We start from the raw sequence: 19,382 nt of genomic DNA on the forward strand, positions 1-19,382 counted from the left end.
GCGGTCAATTGTGAGCCATCACAAAAAATGATCGATCAAATGAGTCATGTGGGTCACAGAGCTCTTCCGGAAGGGGGTAGGGGAGGGGCAGGATGGGCAAGTTGGCGGCACTCAGTGCCGCCGATACGCCCAACGGCCGACCCCGAGTGCACTCTCCTGCGCCAAATGGGGGATGGTAGAGACAGTCAGGGCAACCTCGAAGAAGAGGCACAACGTCGGTGAGGGATGACGTGAGCGACAACTCTGTAGTAGTGCGGTACGGCGATGGCGAGTACACCTACCCGGTGATCGACAGCACCGTCGGCGACAAGGGCTTCGACATCGGAAAGCTCCGCGCCCAGACCGGTCTGGTCACCCTGGACAGCGGCTACGGCAACACCGCCGCCTATAAATCCGCCATCACCTACCTCGACGGTGAGGCCGGCATCCTCCGGTACCGCGGCTACCCGATCGAGCAGCTGGCCGAGCGCTCCACGTTCCTGGAGGTCGCCTACCTGCTGATCAACGGCGAGCTCCCGACGGTCGACGAGCTCTCCACGTTCAAGAACGAGATCACGCAGCACACCCTGCTGCACGAGGACGTCAAGAACTTCTACCGCGGCTTCCCGCGCGACGCCCACCCGATGGCCATGCTGTCCTCGGTCGTCTCCGCGCTGTCCACGTTCTACCAGGACAGCCACAACCCCTTCGACGAGAAGCAGCGCAACCTCTCGACGATCCGCCTGCTCGCCAAGCTTCCGACGATCGCGGCGTACGCGTACAAGAAGTCGATCGGCCACCCGTTCGTCTACCCGCGCAACGACCTCGGCTACGTCGAGAACTTCCTGCGGATGACCTTCTCCGTCCCCGCGCAGGAGTACGACCTCGACCCGGTCGTCGTCTCCGCCCTGGACAAGCTCCTCATCCTGCACGCCGACCACGAGCAGAACTGTTCGACCTCCACGGTCCGCCTCGTCGGCTCGTCGCAGGCGAACATGTTCGCGTCGATCTCGGCCGGCATCAACGCCCTGTGGGGCCCGCTGCACGGCGGCGCCAACCAGTCCGTCCTGGAGATGCTGGAGGGCATCCAGGCCTCCGGCGGTGACGTCGACTCCTTCATCCGCAAGGTGAAGAACAAGGAGGACGGCGTCCGTCTGATGGGCTTCGGCCACCGGGTCTACAAGAACTTCGACCCGCGCGCGAAGATCATCAAGGCCGCGGCGCACGACGTCCTCTCGGCCCTCGGCAAGTCCGACGAGCTGCTGGACATCGCGCTCAAGCTGGAGGAGCACGCGCTCTCCGACGACTACTTCGTCTCGCGCAGCCTCTACCCGAACGTCGACTTCTACACCGGCCTGATCTACCGCGCCATGGGCTTCCCGACCGAGATGTTCACGGTCCTCTTCGCCCTCGGCCGCCTCCCGGGCTGGATCGCCCAGTGGCACGAGATGATCAAGGAGCCGGGCTCCCGCATCGGCCGCCCGCGCCAGATCTACACGGGCGTCGTCGAGCGGGACTTCGTCCCGGTCGAGCAGCGCTGACACCAGGTTGTTCAGGGGGTTGGCTGTCGGTTTCCGGGCGACGGGTCCCACTTGAGGGGCACGGGGAACTGCGCGACCAGCCCCCACCGGCCGACCGCCGGAACGCAACCGGCGATCCCACGAGCCCCCGGGCTGAATCCGCGTAGCGAAAGGCGCCCTGGCGCCGGTCCCCCCACGGGCCGGCGTCCAGGGCGCCTTCCCATGTCCCGGTGCGGATTCCCCCCACGGGATCCGGCCGGGCGCCTGAGAGACCAGCGCCTGAATCGCTGTCTTTCCGGTACTGCTGGTACTGCCGTTGAGCAGAACGAGCACAACCGCTCGTACTACTCCAGTGTGCGATCTGCCGGGACAACGCACGGTCGGGAGGGCCGCTCAAAGCTTCCCTATGCGCGTGCCCCGGCAACGCATCTCCGAGGAAGTCCCCCAAGACATCCTCAGATGTCAGTCAGCGCCCCCCAAGACGCTGCCTGACATCGCCAACTTAGACCTTCGAAGCCCTTCGATGGTTACGTTCGCATCACTGTGATCTGCGTCTCTTGCAAATGTCCGTTAGATACGCAAGAGCCCGGATACTGCGAACGGGACCCAGCGTAAGGACGTTGCGCGAGTCTTGTGAAGAGCTTATGTGAGCCTGGCCCGGGACTCCAGAGGGGTCCGTCAAAGGAATCCTCAACGAAACGTACGGAGCCGCAGGCTGTTGGTCACCACGAAGACCGAGGAGAACGCCATCGCCGCCCCCGCGATCATCGGGTTCAGCAGGCCCGCCGCGGCCAGCGGCAGCGCGGCCACGTTGTAGCCGAAGGCCCACACGAGATTCCCCTTGATCGTGGACAGGGTGCGCCGGGAGAGCCGAATCGCGTCCGCGGCCACCCGCAGGTCCCCGCGCACCAGCGTCAGGTCCCCCGCCTCGATCGCCGCGTCGGTCCCGGTACCCATCGCGAGCCCCAGGTCGGCGGCGGCGAGTGCGGCCGCGTCGTTGACGCCGTCACCGACCATCGCCACGACCCGGCCCTCGCGCTGGAGCCGTCGTACGGCATCGACCTTGTCCTCGGGCAGCACCTCGGCGACCACCTCGCCGATCCCGACGGCCCGGGCCACCGCCTCGGCCACCGTCCGGTTGTCCCCGGTCAGCAGCACCGGCGTCAGCCCGAGCGCCCGCAGTGACCGCACCGCCTCCGCGCTGGTCTCCTTGACGGTGTCGGCGACGGCCAGCACACCGCGCGCCACGCCGTCCCACCCGACGACGACCGCCGTACGGCCGTCCCGCTCGGCCTCCTCCTTGGCGCGGGCCAGCTCGGCGGGCAGCACGTCGCCAAGCCGCCCCACGGCGACCTCGCAGCCCTCCACGCGCCCGCGTACGCCCTTGCCGGGGACGTTCTCGAAGCTCTCGGCCGCCGGCAGCGGCCCGACCCGCTCCTCGGCGCCCAGGGCCACGGCACGCGCCACGGGATGCTCGGAGGCGTGCTCCAGGGCCCCCGCGAGCCGCAGCACCTGTTTCTCGTCGGCGCCCTCGGCGACGTGGACCTCCTGGAGGCTCATCCGCCCTGTGGTGACCGTGCCGGTCTTGTCCAGGACGACGGTGTCGACACGGCGCGTGGACTCCAGGACCTCGGGACCCTTGATGAGGATGCCGAGCTGGGCGCCGCGCCCGGTGCCGACCATGAGCGCGGTCGGCGTGGCCAGACCCAGCGCGCACGGGCACGCGATGATCAGCACGGCGACCGCCGCGGTGAACGCGGCCGCGGTGTCCCCGGTGGCGCCGAGCCACCCGCCGAAGGTGGCCACGGCGATGCCGATGACGACCGGCACGAAGACCGCGGCGACCCGGTCGGCCAGCCGCTGCACCTGGGCCTTGCCGTTCTGTGCGTCCTCCACCAGCCGCGCCATCCGCGCGAGCCGTGTCTCCTCCCCGACCCGGGTCGCCATGACGACGATCCGCCCGCCGGCGTTGACGGTCGCACCGGTGACCGCGTCCCCGACGCCCACGTCCACCGGCACCGACTCGCCGGTCAGCATCGAGGCGTCCACCGCGGAGGCGCCCTCGACGACCGTGCCGTCGGTCGCGATCTTCTCCCCGGGCCGTACGACGAAACGGTCCCCGACGCCCAGCCGGTCCGCCGGGATCCGCACCTCGCGGCCGTCCCGCAGCACACAGACGTCCTTGGCGCCCAGCTCCATCAGCGCCCTGAGCGCGGCCCCCGCACGGCGCTTGGCGCGGGCCTCCAGATACCGGCCGAGCAGGATGAGGGCGGTGACCCCGGCCGCCACCTCGAGATAGACCGTCGAGGCGCCGTCCATGCCGCCCACGGTGAGCGCGAACCGCTCCCGCATGCCCGGCATCCCGGCGTCCCCGAGGAACAGCGCCCACAGCGACCATCCGAAGGCGGCGAGCGTCCCGACCGAGACGAGGGTGTCCATGGTGGCCGCGGCATGCCGCACGTTCGTCCAGGCGGCCTGGTGGAAGGGCCACCCGCCCCACACCACGACGGGCGAGGCGAGGGCGAGCGCGAGCCACTGCCAGTAGTCGAACTGGAGCGCGGGGACCATGGAGAGCGCGACGACGGGGAGGGCGAGCGCGAGGGAGACGAACAGCCGCGTCCGAAGTCCGTCGAGCCCGGGGTCCCGCTGCGCTTCCTCCGTGGCGGGTGGCGCAGGCTCCTCGGCCGTGTACCCGGTCTTCACGACGGTCGCGATGAGGTCAGCGACCTCGACCCCGGCGGGATAACTGACCCGGGCCTTCTCGGTCGCGTAGTTGACGGTGGCGCTGACCCCGTCCATCCGGTTGAGCTTCTTCTCGACCCGAGCCGCACAGGAGGCACAGGTCATCCCGCCGATGACGAGTTCGACCTCAGAGGTCTTCGTCGTGGGCGCGGGTTCGGTGAAGCTGGACATGTACGGCAACTCCCTCAGGGGCGCGGGGAACTGCGCGACGAGCCACGATGGCGCCGCAGACGCCGATGCTCCATCGTGGCACCCTCTGTCGCGACGCTCTCAGGCCTTCCCCACGAGCTCGAACCCGGCCTCGTCCACAGCGGCCCGAACGGCCTCCTCGTCGAGCGGCGCAGCCGAAACCACCGTCACCTCCCCGCTGGAAGCGACCGCCTTCACCGAGCTGACCCCGTCGATCTCGGAGATCTCCCCGGAGACCGCCCCCTCGCAGTGCCCGCAGCTCATCCCGCTCACCTTGTAGACGGCGGTCACGGAGCCAGCGGTGTCGGTCTGAGTGGTCATGTCGTTCTCCTGATGACTCATGAGAGGTGGTGCACTGTCTAGGATGCACACCCTATACCCCTAGGGGGTATTTCTCCAAGAAGGGTCCCGCCGGGCCATGGACCGCACCCAGGTCACCCCGAGCAGTGACACGAACGCCAGCAGCCCCACCGAGACCAACGTGAACAGGTGTTGCTGCTGGTCGGTCGGGTTCGGCAGGTACCCCTGCGCGAACAGCCGCCCGTCCAGCCCCGTGCTGTCCAGCCGGGCCACCAGCCACAGCGCGATCCCGTGTGTCGAGTCCCACAGCGCGTGCAGCAGTGCCACGCCGAGATACGTGCCGACCACGGCCCCGGTGAACCGGAAGCGCCCGTTGGGCAGGCGGCGGGCGAGCAGCGCCCCGCCGGTGATCGCCGTCCACAGCCCGTGCCCGAAGGGAGCGAGTACCCCGCGCAGCAGCTCCGTCTCCATGAGGGCCCGCAGATCGATGCCCCGGGCGGTGACCGCGGCGTTGAAGGCGTACCCGGCGCTCTCCAGGGCCGCGAAGCCGAAGCCGACGGCGGCGCCGAGCACGAGACCGGCCCGGATCCCGCGCAGCCGCGGCTGCCGGCGCAGCACGAACATCAACGCGCCCAGCTTCACGGCCTCCTCGATGAGGCCGACGCCGACGAACATCCACAGGGACGGGTGCAGCAGGTAGTACTCCATGACCGACGCGCCGAGCACCCCCAGGGTGCCGCCGGTCAGGAAGCAGCCGAGGATCACGCTGACGCCGAGATCGCGGCCGTGGCGTTCGTACGCCCACAGCACGAAGGTCACCGGCACCACGAAACTGCCGAGCAGGATCAGGGTCGGAAGCAGCGTGCTGTTCCGCGTCGCGTACGTCACGACCGCGGTCCACGTCCACAGCGCGAGGCCGCCCCACAGGCAGTGCCGCCACAGCCCCGCGCGGATCCGGGGATACGTCGGCGGCGGCTTCTGCGGCCCGGGGATGCGGGCCCGCGGGGCACCCGACGACGGTGAATGGGTCACGGCGAATCCCCTCGAACAGGTGCAGGGCGGATTTACCGCACCTTAAGTCCCGAAGGGGTCCCCGGATGCCCGCACTGGGCTGGGCGGGCTACGGGGTCGCGGGTCGGCCGGGCTACGGGGTCGCCGCGCCGCCCGACCGGCCGAGGCGGTCGCCGACCAGCGGGTCCAGGTAGCGCACCAGCACGTTCTTCACCTCGCGGATGTACGCCTCGCGCTCGGCGCCCTCGTGGGCGAGGACCAGCTCCAGGCCCGCCTTGTACAGGCCGAGGACCATGTGGGCGGTGCGGGTGACGTCGGCCCGGGGGGCCTCGGGCAGGAGAGAGGTCATCAGCGTCTCCAGCCGGTTGACGAGGCCCGTGTGCAGCGCGTCGTGGTCCTCGGCCATCCGGCCGGGGATGTCGGGGCCGTGCATCAGGGCGAAGAACACCGGGTGGTCGCAGTTGAAGGCCATGAACCGGTCCACGGCCGCGCCGACCACCTCCTCCAGTGGGGTCGCCGGGTCGACCGGGGCGAGCGCCTCCCCGTACGCCGTCTGCATCTCGTGCACGAGCCGGCCGCCCAGCTCGATCGCGATCGCTTCCTTGTTCGGGAAGAACTGGTAGAGCGTGCCGGGGGAGACGCCGGCCTCGCGGGCGATGGCGTTGGTGCTGGCCGCGGTGTAGCCCGTGGTCGTGAAGACGGTGGCCGCCGCCTCCAGGAGCTGGGCGATCCGGCGTTCACCGCGGGCCTGGCGGCGGCGCGGCTGTTCCTTCGCCTCGGTCTCGGCGTTCTCGGGCACGCGTTATCCCCAGCTCTCCGCACACGGTTGACAAACGCGAGCGGTCGCTCGCATTCTGGAAACGCGAGCGATCTCTCGTGTTTTCCATTTTACGGTTTCCACGGTGAAGGGGACACCGCACCATGACCGAAGTCAACAGCCCACCCCGGGTGGGCCGCTGGACCCGCCTCGTCACCGCCCGCCCCAGGTTGTCCCTGCTCGCGGCCCTGGTGCTCACCGTCCTCGCCGTGCTGGCCAGCAGCGGGGTCGGCGACCGGCTGGGCGCCGGCGGCTGGGAGGACCCGGCGGCGGAGTCCACGTACGCCACGAAGGCGCTGGAGCGCGAGTTCCCGGACTCCCAGCCCAACCTCCTGCTGCTCGTCGACGCGGGCGGCGCCTCGGTGGACGACCCGGCGGTGACCGCGGAGGCGAACCGCCTCGCCGCCCGCCTGGCCGCCGAGCGGGGCATCACCGGCGTCGGCTCCTACTGGTCCGCCAAGTCACCGGCCCTGCGCGCAGAGGACGGCCACGAGGCGCTGATCGCGGCCCGCATCACCGGCGACGAGAAGCAGATGGGCCGGACCCTCGACCGCATCGCCCCCGCCCTGCGGGGGACGCACGGGCCGGTGAAGGTCGAGATCGGCGGCATCGTCGCGGTGCGGCACGAAATGCAGACGATCATCCAGGAGGACCTCACCCGGGCCGAGATGATCGCCCTGCCGATCACGCTCCTGCTGCTGGTGATGGTCTTCGGCAGCGCCATCGCCGCCCTGCTGCCACTCGGCATCGGCATCGTCGCGATCCTCGGGACCAACGCCGTGCTGCGCGGCCTGACCGAGTTCACCGACGTCTCCGTCTTCGCGATGAACCTCACCACGGCCCTCGGACTGGGCCTGGCCATCGACTACGCCCTGTTCATCGTCCGCCGCTTCCGCGAGGAACTGACCGCGGGCGCCGACCCGTCGACGGCGGTCGCGATCACCCTGCGCACAGCGGGCCGCACCGTCCTGTTCTCCGCCCTGACCGTCGCGGTGTCCCTGGCGGCGATGCTCCTCTTCCCGCAGTACTTCCTGCGCTCGTTCGCCTACGCCGGCATGGCCGTGGTCCTGCTCGCCGCGACCGCCGCCCTGATCCTCCTCCCGGCCGCCCTGCTTCTGCTGGGCCCCCGGGTCAACTCCCTGGACCTGCGGAAGCTGCTCCGGCGCGGGCGGTCGTCCTCGAAACCCCCGGGCACTGCCTGGGCCCGCGGGGCGGCCCTCGTGATGCGCCGCGCCCCGTTCTTCGCCCTCGCCACCACCGCCGTCCTGGTCCTGCTCGGGCTCCCTTTCCTGGGGGTGAAGTTCGGCACCGCCGACGACCGTCAGCTGCCCGCTTCGGCCGAGTCCCACGTCGTCCAGCAGCACCTGCGCGACGGCTTCCCCGGGAGCCCGGGCGGCGGCCTCGAAGTCCTCGCGGAGGGCAAGGCCGGCCCCGCCCAGTACACCGCCTACAAGAACCGCGTCGCGGCCCTCCCCGAGGTCCTCCGGGTCGACGGCCCGCTCGTCAAGGGCGACTCGGCCTACTTCACGGTCCAGCCCAGAGGCGAGGCCGTGGACGCCGGCGCACAGCACCTGGTCCGTGAGCTGCGCGCCACCAAGGCCCCGTTCGACACCAAGGTCACCGGCACCGCGGCCGTCCTGGTCGACTCCAAGCACGCGATAGGCGAGCGACTGCCCTGGGCGGCGGCCTTCATCGTGATCGTCACCCTGCTCCTGGTCTTCCTGCTGACCGGCAGCGTCCTGATCCCGATCCAGGCGGTCCTCCTCAACGCCCTCAGTCTGACGGCCATGTTCGGCGCGGTGGTCTGGGTCTTCCAGGACGGCCACCTCTCCGGCCTCCTCGGCTTCACCAGCCCCGGCTCGATAGAGACCACCCTCCCGGTCCTGATGTTCTGCGTCGCCTTCGGCCTCTCCATGGACTACGGCGTCTTCCTCCTCTCCCGCATCAAGGAGGAGCACGACCGGACCGGCGACCACGAGGAGGCGATCCGTCACGGCCTTCAACGCACGGGAGGCCTGATCACGGCGGCGGCGGTCATCCTGGCGGTGGTCATGGTCGCGATAGGCACCTCCAGGGTCACCAACACCAAGATGCTGGGCCTGGGCATAGCCTTGGCGGTCCTGATGGACGCGATGATCGTCCGCAGCCTGCTGGTCCCGGCGGTGATGAAGCTGACGGGGAGGGCGACCTGGTGGGCCCCGAAGGCTCTGCGCAGACTGCACGACCGGTTCGGCCTGAGCGAAGGGGAAGTGAAACCCCCCAGGGGCGCGGGGCTGTATCGATCTGCGGCTCCGCCGCGGGGCGCGGCCAGCCACGACGCACCCGCAGACGAAAACGGCGAGGGGATGGCAGATGCAAGCGGTGCTCTTCGAACGATACGGCGAACCTCTGGAGGTACGTGAGGTACCCGACCCTCACCCGCCGGAGCACGGAGTCGTCGTCCGCGTAGAAGCCACCGGCCTCTGCCGAAGCGACTGGCACGGCTGGCAGGGCCACGACCCCGACATCACCCTCCCGCACGTACCGGGTCACGAACTCGCCGGCACGGTGGAGGCGGTCGGCACCCGCGTGCGCGCCTGGCATCCCGGCGACCGCGTCACCGTCCCCTTCGTCTGCGCCTGCGGCACCTGCCCGTCCTGCAAGGCCGGCGACCACCAGATCTGCGAGCGTCAGACCCAGCCCGGCTTCACCCACTGGGGTTCGTTCGCCCAGTTCGTGGCCCTGGACCACGCGGACGTGAACCTGGTGGCCGTGCCGCAGGACATGGCCTTCACCACGGCCGCGTCCCTCGGCTGCCGTTTCGCCACGGCGTTCAGGGCGGTGGTGCAGCAGGGCAGGCTCGCCGCGGGAGAGTGGGTGGCGGTGCACGGCTGCGGCGGAGTGGGCCTGTCCGCGGTGATGATCGCGGCGGCGTCGGGAGCCCGGGTGGTGGCCGTGGACGTGTCTCCCGGGGCCCTCGCGCTGGCAAGGAAGTTCGGCGCGACGGAGTGCGTGGACGCGAGCGGCGCGAAGGACACCGCGGCGGCGGTCCGGGAGCTGACCGGCGGTGGTGCGCACCTGTCGCTCGACGCCCTCGGCTTCCCGGTCACCTGCGCCGCGTCCGTCAACTCCCTACGCCGCCGAGGTCGGCACGTCCAGGTCGGACTGCTGCCCTCGCCGGACGGCACGACCCCGGTCCCCATGGCCCGCGCGATCGCCCTGGAGCTGGAACTCCTCGGCAGCCACGGCATGGCCGCCCACACCTACCCGGCGATGCTGGAACTGGTCCGGGCGGGGGTGCTGCGGCCGGACCTGCTGGTCACTTCCACGATCCCCCTGGACGCCACACCTGGGGCCCTCGCGGCGATGGGCACGGCTCCGGGAGCGGGGGTGACGGTCATCGAGCCGTGGAGCTGAGGGCGGCCCAGTCGCGGTCGAGGAGGCCCATGACAACCCAGTCCACCCACTGGCCGTCCCGCAGATCGGCCTCCCGGCGCACCCCCTCGACCACGAACCCGACCTTCTCGTAGACCCGCAGGGCGCGGGCGTTGTGGCCGTAGGCCTCCAACTCGATGCGGTGCAGGCCCAGATACCCGAAGCCGTGGCCGACGACGAGCCGGGTGGCCTCGGTGCCGAGACCCCGGCCGCGTCCCCGGGGACCGATGAGGGTGCGGAAGGTGCAGCTGCGGGCGTGGGCGTCCCACTCGTACAGGACGACCTCGCCGACGAGCTCGCCGGTCGCCCTGTCGGTGACGGCGAGGTCGAGGCGGTCGGTCTGCTCGGACCGGGAGCCGTACCAGGACCGCAGCCGCTCCAGGGTGAGGTCGCCGGAGGGGGGCCCGGTGAAGTGAAGGACCTCGGGGTCCTCGATGATCTCCGCCATGCCCTCGGCATCCGCCGCCGTGAACGGCCGCAGCACGGTCCGCTCGCCGGTCAGCACGGGTTTGAGGGCGAAGTCGCTCATGGCCCGACTGTGCCAGACACCCGGCTCCCCGGGCCCGGGATTTTCCGCCCACGGGGCCCGACCGCCCGACGACGCGTGCGCGGGTGCCGGCAGGGTCGCGAGGGTCCCCGAATCCGCTGGCCAGGCGCCGCAAGGCCGCGGGGCCCACCCGAACTCCCCGGCCAGGTGCCCGCAAGGTCGCGACGGGCACCCGAAGTCACCGGGCAGGCCCGGCCGTCAGTTCTCTCTCCGCCCCCGGTTGCCCGGCCTGGACGCGACCCACGCGCGCACGGTGTCCGCGTACCAGAAGGGCTTGCCGCCCTCGACGTGGTCGGGCGGCGGCAGCAGCCCGTGTTTGCGGTACGAGCGCACGGTGTCCGGCTGCACCCGGATGTGCGCCGCGATCTCCTTGTACGACCAGAGCCTTCGGTCGGTCATGTGGGGGCACCTCCTCGCGCGCACCGCGGCGGCGGCCGGGAACGGCCGTCGGGGGTACCGGGCGCTGCGCTGGCGATCACAGAAGCCTGTGCCCCGTGAACGACATGCGGTGACCGTGGGTCAGTGCCTGTGTACCGGGTGTGACACGGAGTCCGCGTACACGCGACATGTGTGACACGGAAGGGGTGTTTGTGACAGAGGTGCCGCAAAGGCGTGCGCGGGAGCGAGGGCGCGGCGCGTTGACTCGGGGGGCCGACGTGCTTACGACCCCCCGAGGGGAACGAATAAGCCCAGGCGAACGAATGCGCCCAGGCGAACGGCTACGCCCCGCAGGACCGCAGAAACGCCCGCGTCCGCTGAGCGATCGGCAGCGGCTTGTCCGGCTCGCACGGGTACATGTCCTGCTCGACGATCGCGAACAGATCCACGTCCAGCTTCTGCGCCGCCTCCAGGACGGGTCCGAGCGCCGGCACGCCCGAGGGCGGCTCGCACATCACGCCCTGGGCCACGGCCGGCCCGAAGGGCGTCCCCTTGGCCCGCACGTCCGCCAGGATCTCCGGGTCCACCTGCTTGAGGTGCAGGTACCCGATCCGCGACCCGTACGTCTCGATCAGCTTGACGCTGTCGCCGCCGCAGTACGCGTAGTGCCCGGTGTCCAGGCACAGCGACACCAGGTCGGAGTCCGTGGCGTCCAGGAACCGGACCACGTTCTCCTCGCTGTCGACGTGGGTGTCGGCATGCGGATGGACGACGATCTGCAACCCGTACTCGTCCCGCACCCGCTGTCCCAGCCGCTCGGTCAGCGAGCTCAGGTTGCCCCACTGCTCGGCCGTCAGCGACGAGGGCTCCAGCACCTCACCCGTCTTGTCGTCCCGCCAGAACGACGGGATCACGACGAGGTGCTTCGCGCCCATCGCCTGCGCCAGCACCGCGTTGTCCGCGACATGCGCCCAGGTCTTCTCCCATACGGCCTCACCGTGGTGCAGGCCGGTGAAGACGGTGCCGGCGGACACTTTCAGGCCACGCCGGGAGACCTCCTCGGTGAGCACGGCGGGATCGGTCGGCAGGTACCCGTACGGCCCCAGCTCGATCCACTCGTATCCGGAGTCGGCGACCTCGTCGAGGAAGCGCTGCCAGGGGACCTGCTGAGGGTCGTCGGGGAACCACACACCCCACGAGTCGGGAGCCGACCCGATCCGGATGCGGGACAGTGAGGGCTGCGGTGCGGGCGCTGTCATGCCGGTCAGCTTCGGTTCGCACAGCAAGCGCTGTCAAGGTCTCGTCCGAATGTCTGGACAAAACATTGACAGGGCTCGGCGAACGGGGCTACAAACGCCGGGAGAGCCGACGCAGGTACGAAGGGAAGCCGATGGGGTACGACCTGATCACCATGGGGCGGATCGGTGTGGACCTGTATCCACTCCAGACCGGTGTCCCGCTGCCGCAGGTGACGTCCTTCGGCAAGTTCCTGGGAGGCTCGGCGTCCAACGTCGCGGTCGCCGCCGCCCGCCTGGGCCGGCGTACCGCGGTGATCACCCGCACCGGCGACGACCCTTTCGGCACCTACCTGCACGAGGCCCTCCAGGGCTTCGGCGTGGACGACCGCTGGGTCACCCCGGTGCCCGGCCTGCCGACTCCGGTCACCTTCTGCGAGGTCTTCCCGCCGGACGACTTCCCGCTCTACTTCTACCGGCAGCCCAAGGCCCCGGACCTGGAGATCGACGCCCACGAGCTGGACCTCGACGCGATCCGCGAGGCGCGCGTCTTCTGGGTCACCGGCACCGGCCTGAGCGAGGAACCCAGCCGTACGGCGACCCTGGCGGCCCTCGCCCACCGCGCCAAGGCCGGCACCACCGTCTTCGACCTCGACTGGCGTCCGATGTTCTGGACGCACCCGGACGAGGCCCGCCCCTTCTACGAAGAGGCCCTGCGCCACACCACCGTCGCCGTCGGCAACCTCGACGAGGTCGAGGTCGCCACCGGAGTGCGCAAGCCCCGCGAGGCGGCCCAGGCCCTCCTGGACGCCGGTGTCGAGCTCGCCGTCGTCAAGCAGGGCCCCAAGGGCGTCCTGGCCGTCGACAGCAAGGGCAACGAGGCCGAGGTCCCGCCCCTGCCCGTGAACGTCCTCAACGGCCTCGGCGCCGGTGACGCCTTCGGCGGCTCCCTCGTCCACGGCCTCCTCGAAGGCTGGGACCTGGAGAAGGTCATGCGGCACGCCAACGCGGCCGGCGCCATCGTCGCCTCCCGCCTCGAGTGCAGCTCGGCGATGCCGACCGTCACCGAGGTCGAGGACGCGGTCGCGGCGGGAGCGGTCAAGTGAGCGTCGACATCACCGAACTCGTGCGCCTGCGCGCCGAACGCCCCGAGGCGATCGCCGAGGCGGCGGCCCGCCGTACCCGCAGGCCGCTGCTGAACGACAGCGGCCGCCTGATGATCGTCGCCGCCGACCACCCGGCCCGCGGCGCGCTCGGCGTCGGCGGCAACCGCATGGCCATGGCCAACCGCGCCGACCTGCTGGAGCGCCTGGTCCTGGCGCTCGGCCGCCCCGGCGTCGACGGGGTGCTCGCGACCGCCGACATACTCGACGACCTGCTCCTGCTCGGCGCCCTCGACGGCAAGGTCGTCATGGGCTCCATGAACCGCGGCGGCCTCCAGGGCGCCAGCTTCGAGCTCGACGACCGCTTCACCGGCCACCGTGCCGAGGACATCGAGCGGCTCGGCTTCGACGCCGGCAAGCTGCTCCTGCGCATCGACTACGACGACCCGGGCTCCCTCACCACGATGGAGTCCACCGCCCGTGCCATCGACGACATGGCCGCGCGCCGGCTCCCGCTCTTCGTCGAGCCGTTCATCAGCTCCCGCACCACCGAGGGCAAGGTCAGGAACGACCTCTCCGCCGAGGCCGTCACCAAGTCGATCGCCATCGCCTCGGGCCTGGGCGGCAGTTCGGCCTACACCTGGCTCAAGGTCCCGGTCTGCGACAACCCCGACGACATGGGCGAGGTCATGGCCGCCTCCACGCTGCCCGCCGTGCTGCTGGGCGGCGAGGTCGGCGACGATCAGGACGGCGCGTACGAGAAGTGGCGCGGCGCCCTCCAACTGCCCACCGTGCGCGGCCTGGTGGTCGGCCGCTCCCTGCTGTACCCGGCGGACGGCGACGTGGCCGCCGCCGTGGACACCGCCGTAGGACTGCTGTGAGGGCCGCCGCATGACACACACCGAGCTGTACGTCCCCAAGGGCGGCTCCACCAACGCCCAGTACGCGGTGGACATCGACCCCAAGCGGGCCGGCTGGACGCATTGCAGCCTGCGGATCGTCGAACTGGCACCGGGGGGCACGCACACCTTCACCTCCGGTGACAGCGAGTGGATCGTCCTTCCGCTGGAAGGCGGCTGTACCGTCCACGTGGGTACCGAAGAGTTCCAACTCCTGGGCCGGGAGAGCGTGTTCGCCGGAGTCTCGGACTTCGCGTACGTGCCCCGGGACGCCCAGGCATCGATCGCCTCCGGCGCGGGAGGCCGCTTCGCCCTGGCAGGAGCGAAGTGCGAGCGACGACTCCCCGCCCGCTACGGCCCCGCGCCGGAGGTCCCCGTCGAAGAGCGCGGCAGCGGCACGCAGTTGCGGCACGTGCGCAACTTCGCCTCCGCCGACGCCTTCGACTGCGACAAGCTCATCGCCGTCGAGGTGGTCACCCCCGGCGGGAACTGGTCCTCTTACCCGCCGCACAAGCACGACGAGAACCGGCCCGGCGTGGAAGCCGAGCTGGAGGAGATCTACTACTTCGAGATCGACGGCCCGAACGGTTTCGGCTATCAGCGCGTATCCCCCTCCCGTGAGGGCGGCGCCGACGTCCTCGCCGAGGTCCGCTCCGGCGACGCCGTCCTCGTCCCCGACGGATGGCACGGCCCGTCCATCGCCCAGCCCGGCCACGACATGTACTACCTGAACGTCATGGCGGGACCGGGGGAGACGCGGGAGTGGCGGATCTGCTTCCACCCGGACCATTCGGAGGGCTACCGATGACCACCCGCCTGACCGTCGCACAAGCGCTGGTCCGCTTCCTCGCCGCCCAGTACACCGAACGCGACGGCGTACGGCAGCGGTTGATATCCGCCACCTGGGGCATCTTCGGCCACGGCAATGTCGCGGGCCTGGGCCAGGCGCTCGTCGAGTACGGCGCCGAGATGCCCTTCCACCAGGGCCGCAACGAGCAGTCCATGGTGCACGCGGCCGTCGGCTACGCACGCCAGTCGAACCGTCTCTCCACCCACGCGGTCACGACGTCCATCGGCCCCGGCGCGACCAACCTGGTGACGGGCGCGGCCCTCGCGACCATCAACCACCTCCCGGTCCTGCTCCTGCCCGGCGACATCTTCGCCACCCGCGTCGCCGACCCGGTCCTCCAGCAGCTCGAAGTGCCGTACGCGGGCGACATCAGCGTCAACGACAGCCTGCGCCCGGTCTCGAAGTACTTCGACCGCGTCACCCGCCCCGAAGCCCTGATCCCGGCCGCCCTCCAGGCGATGCGGGTCCTCACCGACCCCGTCGAGACCGGCGCGGTCACCCTCGCCCTCCCGCAGGACGTCCAGGCCGAGGCGTACGACTGGCCGGAGGAGTTCTTCGCCGAGCGCACCTGGACCGTACGGCGCCCGGGTGCCGACCCCACCGAACTCGCCGAGGCGGTCAGCGCGATCAGGGCGGCCCGGCGCCCCCTGGTCGTCGCCGGCGGCGGGGTCCACCACAGCCGCGCCGAGGAGGCCCTGGCCGAGTTCGCGGCCGCCACCGGCATCCCGGTCGCCTCCACCCAGGCCGGCAAGGGCTCGCTGCGCCACGACCACCCCCAGGACGTCGGCGGCGTCGGCCACACCGGCACCGCCACCGCCAACGAACTGGCCCGCCAGGCCGACCTGGTGATCGGCGTCGGCACCCGGTACACCGACTTCACCACGGCCTCCGGCACCCTCTTCGAACAGCAGGGCGTCCGCTTCCTCAACCTCAACATCGCGCCCTACGACGGCCACAAGCTCGCAGGTCAACCCCTGGTCGCCGACGCCCGCAGCGGCCTGACGGAGCTCACCGAGGCCCTCCAGCTGCACACCCACCGCGTCAGCGGCACGTACATCGACGAGTACAGCCTCGACAAGGAGCGCTGGGAGCAGCGCGTCGACGCCTGCTTCGAGGCCGAGGAGCCCGACATCCGGCCGACCCAGGCGCAGGTCCTCGGCGCCCTGGACGCCCTCGCAGACGAGTCCGACGTGATCGTCAACGCGGCCGGCTCCCTCCCCGGCGACCTGCACAAGCTGTGGCGCGCCCGGTCGAGGGACCAGTACCACCTGGAGTACGGCTACTCCTGCATGGGCTACGAGATCCCGGCCGCGATCGGTGTGAAGATGGCCGCTCCCGAGCGGAACGTCTGGGCGCTGGTCGGCGACGGGACGTACCTGATGATGCCGACGGAGATCGTCACGGCCGTACAGGAGGGCATCGCGATCAAGCTGCTCCTCATCCAGAACCACGGCTACGCCTCCATCGGCGGCCTGTCCGAGTCGGTCGGCGGCGAGCGCTTCGGCACGGCCTACCGCTACCAGTCCGACAACGGCACCTACACGGGTGCCCCGCTGCCCGTGGACCTGGCCGCCAACGCGGCCAGCCTCGGTATGCGCGTGCTGCGTGCGAAGACCGTACGAGACCTCCGCGCAGCCCTCGCCGAGGCGCGGGCCGCGGACACTCCCACATGTGTCTACGTCGAGACGGAAACGGCAGACACAGTGTCGGGCCCGCCGCCGGCGCAGGCCTGGTGGGATGTACCTGTGGCCGAGACCGCGACCCGACCGTCCGCGGTGAAGGCCCGTGAGCTGTACGAACGGCACGTCTCTACCCGACGCCGCCATCTGTGAAGGAGTACTCGGTCATGACGAAGATCGTCAACCACTGGATCGGCGGCAAGACCGTCGAGGGCGCGTCGGGCACCTACGGGCCGGTCACCGACCCGGCGACCGGCGCGGTCACCACGAAGGTCGCGTTCGCCTCGGTCGACGAGGTCGACGCCGCCGTAGCCGCCGCGAAGGACGCGTTCCAGACCTGGGGCACCTCGTCCCTCGCCAAGCGCACCACCATCCTGTTCAAGTTCCGGGCGCTCCTGGAGGCGAACCGGGACGCGATCGCCGAGCTGATCACCGCTGAGCACGGCAAGGTGCACTCCGACGCGCTCGGCGAGGTCGCGCGCGGCCTGGAGATCGTGGACCTGGCGTGCGGGATCACCGTGCAGCTGAAGGGCGAGCTGTCCACCGAGGTCGCCAGCCGCGTGGACGTCGCGTCCATCCGCCAGCCGCTGGGTGTCGTCGCGGGCATCACGCCGTTCAACTTCCCGGCCATGGTCCCGATGTGGATGTTCCCGATCGCCATCGCGACCGGCAACACCTTCGTGCTCAAGCCGTCCGAGAAGGACCCGTCGGCCTCGATCAAGATCGCCGAGCTGCTCGCCGAGGCCGGTCTGCCCGACGGCGTCTTCAACGTCGTGCACGGCGACAAGGTGGCCGTCGACCGCCTCCTGGAGCACCCGGACGTCAAGGCCGTCTCCTTCGTCGGCTCGACCCCGATCGCCCGCTACATCCACACCACCGCCTCCGCCAACGGCAAGCGGGTGCAGGCCCTGGGCGGCGCCAAGAACCACATGCTGGTCCTCCCGGACGCCGACCTGGACGCGGCGGCCGACGCGGCCGTCTCCGCGGCCTACGGCTCCGCGGGCGAGCGCTGCATGGCGATCTCCGCGGTCGTGGCCGTCGGCTCCATCGGCGACACCCTGGTCGAGAAGATCCGCGAGCGCGCCGAGAAGATCAAGATCGGCCCCGGCAACGACCCGAGCTCCGAGATGGGCCCGCTCATCACGAAGGTGCACCGCGACAAGGTGGCGTCCTACGTCGAGGGCGCGGCCGCCGAGGGCTGCGAGGTCGTTCTCGACGGCACCGGCTTCACGGTCGAGGGTCACGAGGACGGCCACTGGATCGGCATCTCGCTGCTCGACAAGGTCCCGACCACCGCCAAGGCCTACCAGGACGAGATCTTCGGCCCCGTCCTGACCGTGCTGCGCGTCGACAGCTACGACGACGGCATCGCGCTCATCAACGCCTCGCCGTTCGGCAACGGCACCGCGATCTTCACCCGGGACGGCGGCGCCGCCCGCCGCTTCCAGCTGGAGGTCGAGGCCGGCATGGTCGGCGTGAACGTGCCGATCCCGGTCCCCGTCGGCTACCACTCCTTCGGCGGCTGGAAGGACAGCCTCTTCGGCGACCACCACATCTACGGCAACGACGGCACGCACTTCTACACCCGCGGCAAGGTCGTCACCACCCGCTGGCCCGACCCGGCCGACGCCCCCACGGGCGTGGACCTGGGCTTCCCGCGCAACCACTGAGGCCCGTCCGGGCGCCGGGCACGCGCGTGCGTGTCCGGCGCCCGGCTCTGCTCACTGCTTGCCGGTGGCGTCCTTGACGACCTTGGTCACGTCACCGGTCTCGGCCGCCGGCGGGGCCTTCACGACGGCCGTCCTCCCGAACTTCTCGAAGTCCATGGTCACGGTCATCGCGCCGATCTTCTGCTTCAGCCGCACCGGCAGGTCGTCGCCCCCGACCCAGACGTCCATGGTCATCGAGGAGGCTCCACCGGTGACCGCGCCGGAGAGGGTGTCCTGGTCGCCGTAGGCGTCCTTGAGCTTGCCCAGCTGGGCCTGGTCGAGCCGCGCCCGGTAGTGGGTCGTGCTCCGCCCGTCGACGGTCTCCTTGCCGAGGTCCTCGACGTTCTTCGCGTACTTGAGGCCCTTCATGGAGGCCGCCGGGCTCCCGCCGCCGGCCCCGTTGAACGCCTGCGCGCCCTTCTCGCCGAAGACGGCCGACGCGTCGACCTTCATCCACTCCTTGCCCTTGAGCGGGCCGGAGGGCTGCGGGTCGACGTCGTAGTAGTAGGCGCCGTCCACGAACAGCATGCGCGTGGTCGGGGCGTGCTGGAGCTGCTGCATCTGGGCGGCCTTCGTGTCCATGTCGACGTCGAAGGCGTAGCCGCCGCCCCAGGAGTAGGTGCCCTCCATGGTGATCGGAGCCGCACCCGTGCTGGTCGCGGTGGATATCCTCACCTCGGCGGAGCCCAGGTTCTCCGTCCGGTCGGTGGCCCGCGCGAGCGCCGCCATGATCGCGTCCGTCCTGTCGGCGACGTCGACGGCCTTCCTCACGCCCTCCGAGCCGCAGGCCGAGACCGCGACCATCGCCGCCGCCGTGAACCCCACCCAGGCAGCGGTGTACTTGAGCTTCATGTGCCCCCCTGTGAATGATCAGTGAGCTGCGACTTTAGCGGCACGTTTTTTCACCCTGCCACTGCGATTCCCGCATCCCGGAAAACGCGGAATCCGTACCGCGAAACTGCCATATTCGCCAATCAGGCAGCTCTCGATCTACGGATTTCGCAGCAAGC

16 protein-coding genes are annotated in these 19,382 nt (G+C 70.5%); 8 read left to right on the top strand and 8 right to left on the bottom strand.

Annotated elements, in window-relative coordinates:
• The first annotated feature begins 230 nt into the window (after window positions 1–230).
• On the top strand, window positions 231–1,520 hold the full coding sequence (locus IF54_RS0103410; protein ID WP_028810168.1) for a citrate synthase: 1,290 nt from the start codon (window positions 231–233) through the stop codon (window positions 1,518–1,520).
• 669 nt (window positions 1,521–2,189) lie between these two features.
• On the opposite strand, the gene IF54_RS0103415 is transcribed toward IF54_RS0103410, so the two are convergent.
• The 4 genes from IF54_RS0103415 to IF54_RS0103430 form a co-directional block, all read right to left on the bottom strand.
• Window positions 2,190–4,412 (bottom strand): heavy metal translocating P-type ATPase, encoded by a 2,223-nt coding sequence (locus IF54_RS0103415; RefSeq protein ID WP_030314309.1) that lies wholly within the window; start codon window positions 4,410–4,412, stop codon window positions 2,190–2,192.
• Between the two features lie 99 nt (window positions 4,413–4,511).
• On the bottom strand, window positions 4,512–4,751 hold the full coding sequence (locus tag IF54_RS0103420) for a heavy-metal-associated domain-containing protein (RefSeq protein WP_030314310.1): 240 nt from the start codon (window positions 4,749–4,751) through the stop codon (window positions 4,512–4,514).
• A 60-nt stretch (window positions 4,752–4,811) separates the two neighbouring features.
• Complete coding sequence (locus tag IF54_RS0103425; protein WP_030314311.1) at window positions 4,812–5,762, bottom strand: PrsW family intramembrane metalloprotease; 951 nt, start codon at window positions 5,760–5,762, stop codon at window positions 4,812–4,814.
• Between the two features lie 112 nt (window positions 5,763–5,874).
• On the bottom strand, window positions 5,875–6,540 hold the full coding sequence (locus IF54_RS0103430) for a TetR/AcrR family transcriptional regulator (RefSeq protein WP_030314313.1): 666 nt from the start codon (window positions 6,538–6,540) through the stop codon (window positions 5,875–5,877).
• Window positions 6,541–6,662: 122 nt separating this feature from the next.
• Between IF54_RS0103430 and IF54_RS0103435 the strand changes: the two genes are divergently transcribed.
• Together IF54_RS0103435 and IF54_RS0103440 are read left to right on the top strand one after the other, a co-directional pair.
• Window positions 6,663–8,960, top strand: a complete 2,298-nt coding sequence (locus IF54_RS0103435) for an MMPL family transporter (RefSeq protein ID WP_030314315.1) — start codon at window positions 6,663–6,665, stop codon at window positions 8,958–8,960.
• On the top strand, window positions 8,911–9,954 hold the full coding sequence (locus IF54_RS0103440; RefSeq protein WP_030314317.1) for a zinc-dependent alcohol dehydrogenase family protein: 1,044 nt from the start codon (window positions 8,911–8,913) through the stop codon (window positions 9,952–9,954). The genes IF54_RS0103435 and IF54_RS0103440 overlap by 50 nt, the downstream gene beginning before the upstream one ends.
• Here IF54_RS0103440 and IF54_RS0103445 read toward each other — a convergent pair.
• The 3 genes from IF54_RS0103445 to IF54_RS0103455 form a co-directional block, all read right to left on the bottom strand.
• On the bottom strand, window positions 9,935–10,501 hold the full coding sequence (locus IF54_RS0103445; protein WP_030314319.1) for a GNAT family N-acetyltransferase: 567 nt from the start codon (window positions 10,499–10,501) through the stop codon (window positions 9,935–9,937). The two genes, IF54_RS0103440 and IF54_RS0103445, sit on opposite strands and share 20 nt — an antisense overlap.
• 216 nt (window positions 10,502–10,717) lie before the next feature.
• The gene (locus IF54_RS0103450; protein ID WP_030314320.1) at window positions 10,718–10,918 is read right to left on the bottom strand and encodes a helix-turn-helix transcriptional regulator; all 201 of its coding nucleotides are present in this window, start codon (window positions 10,916–10,918) and stop codon (window positions 10,718–10,720) included.
• Between the two features lie 320 nt (window positions 10,919–11,238).
• Window positions 11,239–12,156, bottom strand: a complete 918-nt coding sequence (locus IF54_RS0103455; RefSeq protein ID WP_030314322.1) for a sugar phosphate isomerase/epimerase family protein — start codon at window positions 12,154–12,156, stop codon at window positions 11,239–11,241.
• A gap of 131 nt (window positions 12,157–12,287) precedes the next feature.
• On the opposite strand from IF54_RS0103455, the gene iolC reads away from it, so the two are divergent.
• Genes iolC through mmsA form a run of 5 tightly spaced genes read left to right on the top strand, consistent with a single transcriptional unit; the run spans window position 12,288 to window position 18,333 of the window.
• Entirely contained in the window at window positions 12,288–13,238 is a 951-nt protein-coding gene (gene iolC, locus IF54_RS0103460; protein WP_030314324.1) for a 5-dehydro-2-deoxygluconokinase, read from the top strand.
• Window positions 13,235–14,116, top strand: a complete 882-nt coding sequence (locus IF54_RS0103465) for a Cgl0159 family (beta/alpha)8-fold protein (RefSeq protein ID WP_030314326.1) — start codon at window positions 13,235–13,237, stop codon at window positions 14,114–14,116. The genes iolC and IF54_RS0103465 overlap by 4 nt, the downstream gene beginning before the upstream one ends.
• Window positions 14,117–14,126: 10 nt before the next feature.
• The gene (iolB, locus tag IF54_RS0103470) at window positions 14,127–14,942 is read left to right on the top strand and encodes a 5-deoxy-glucuronate isomerase (RefSeq protein ID WP_030314327.1); all 816 of its coding nucleotides are present in this window, start codon (window positions 14,127–14,129) and stop codon (window positions 14,940–14,942) included.
• Window positions 14,939–16,816, top strand: coding sequence for a 3D-(3,5/4)-trihydroxycyclohexane-1,2-dione acylhydrolase (decyclizing) (iolD, locus tag IF54_RS0103475; protein WP_030314329.1), 1,878 nt, complete (start codon window positions 14,939–14,941; stop codon window positions 16,814–16,816). Before iolB ends, iolD begins: the two co-directional genes overlap by 4 nt.
• A 14-nt stretch (window positions 16,817–16,830) precedes the next feature.
• A complete protein-coding gene (mmsA, locus tag IF54_RS0103480) occupies window positions 16,831–18,333 on the top strand; it encodes a CoA-acylating methylmalonate-semialdehyde dehydrogenase (protein ID WP_030314331.1) in 1,503 nt (500 codons plus the stop codon).
• A 51-nt stretch (window positions 18,334–18,384) separates the two neighbouring features.
• On the opposite strand, the gene IF54_RS0103485 is transcribed toward mmsA, so the two are convergent.
• Window positions 18,385–19,224, bottom strand: coding sequence for a hypothetical protein (locus IF54_RS0103485; protein WP_030314333.1), 840 nt, complete (start codon window positions 19,222–19,224; stop codon window positions 18,385–18,387).
• Between the last annotated feature and the right edge of the window lie 158 nt (window positions 19,225–19,382).

It is taken from the genome of Streptomyces sp. NRRL B-3229, from assembly GCF_000719505.1.
GTDB lineage: Bacteria > Actinomycetota > Actinomycetes > Streptomycetales > Streptomycetaceae > Streptomyces > Streptomyces griseorubiginosus.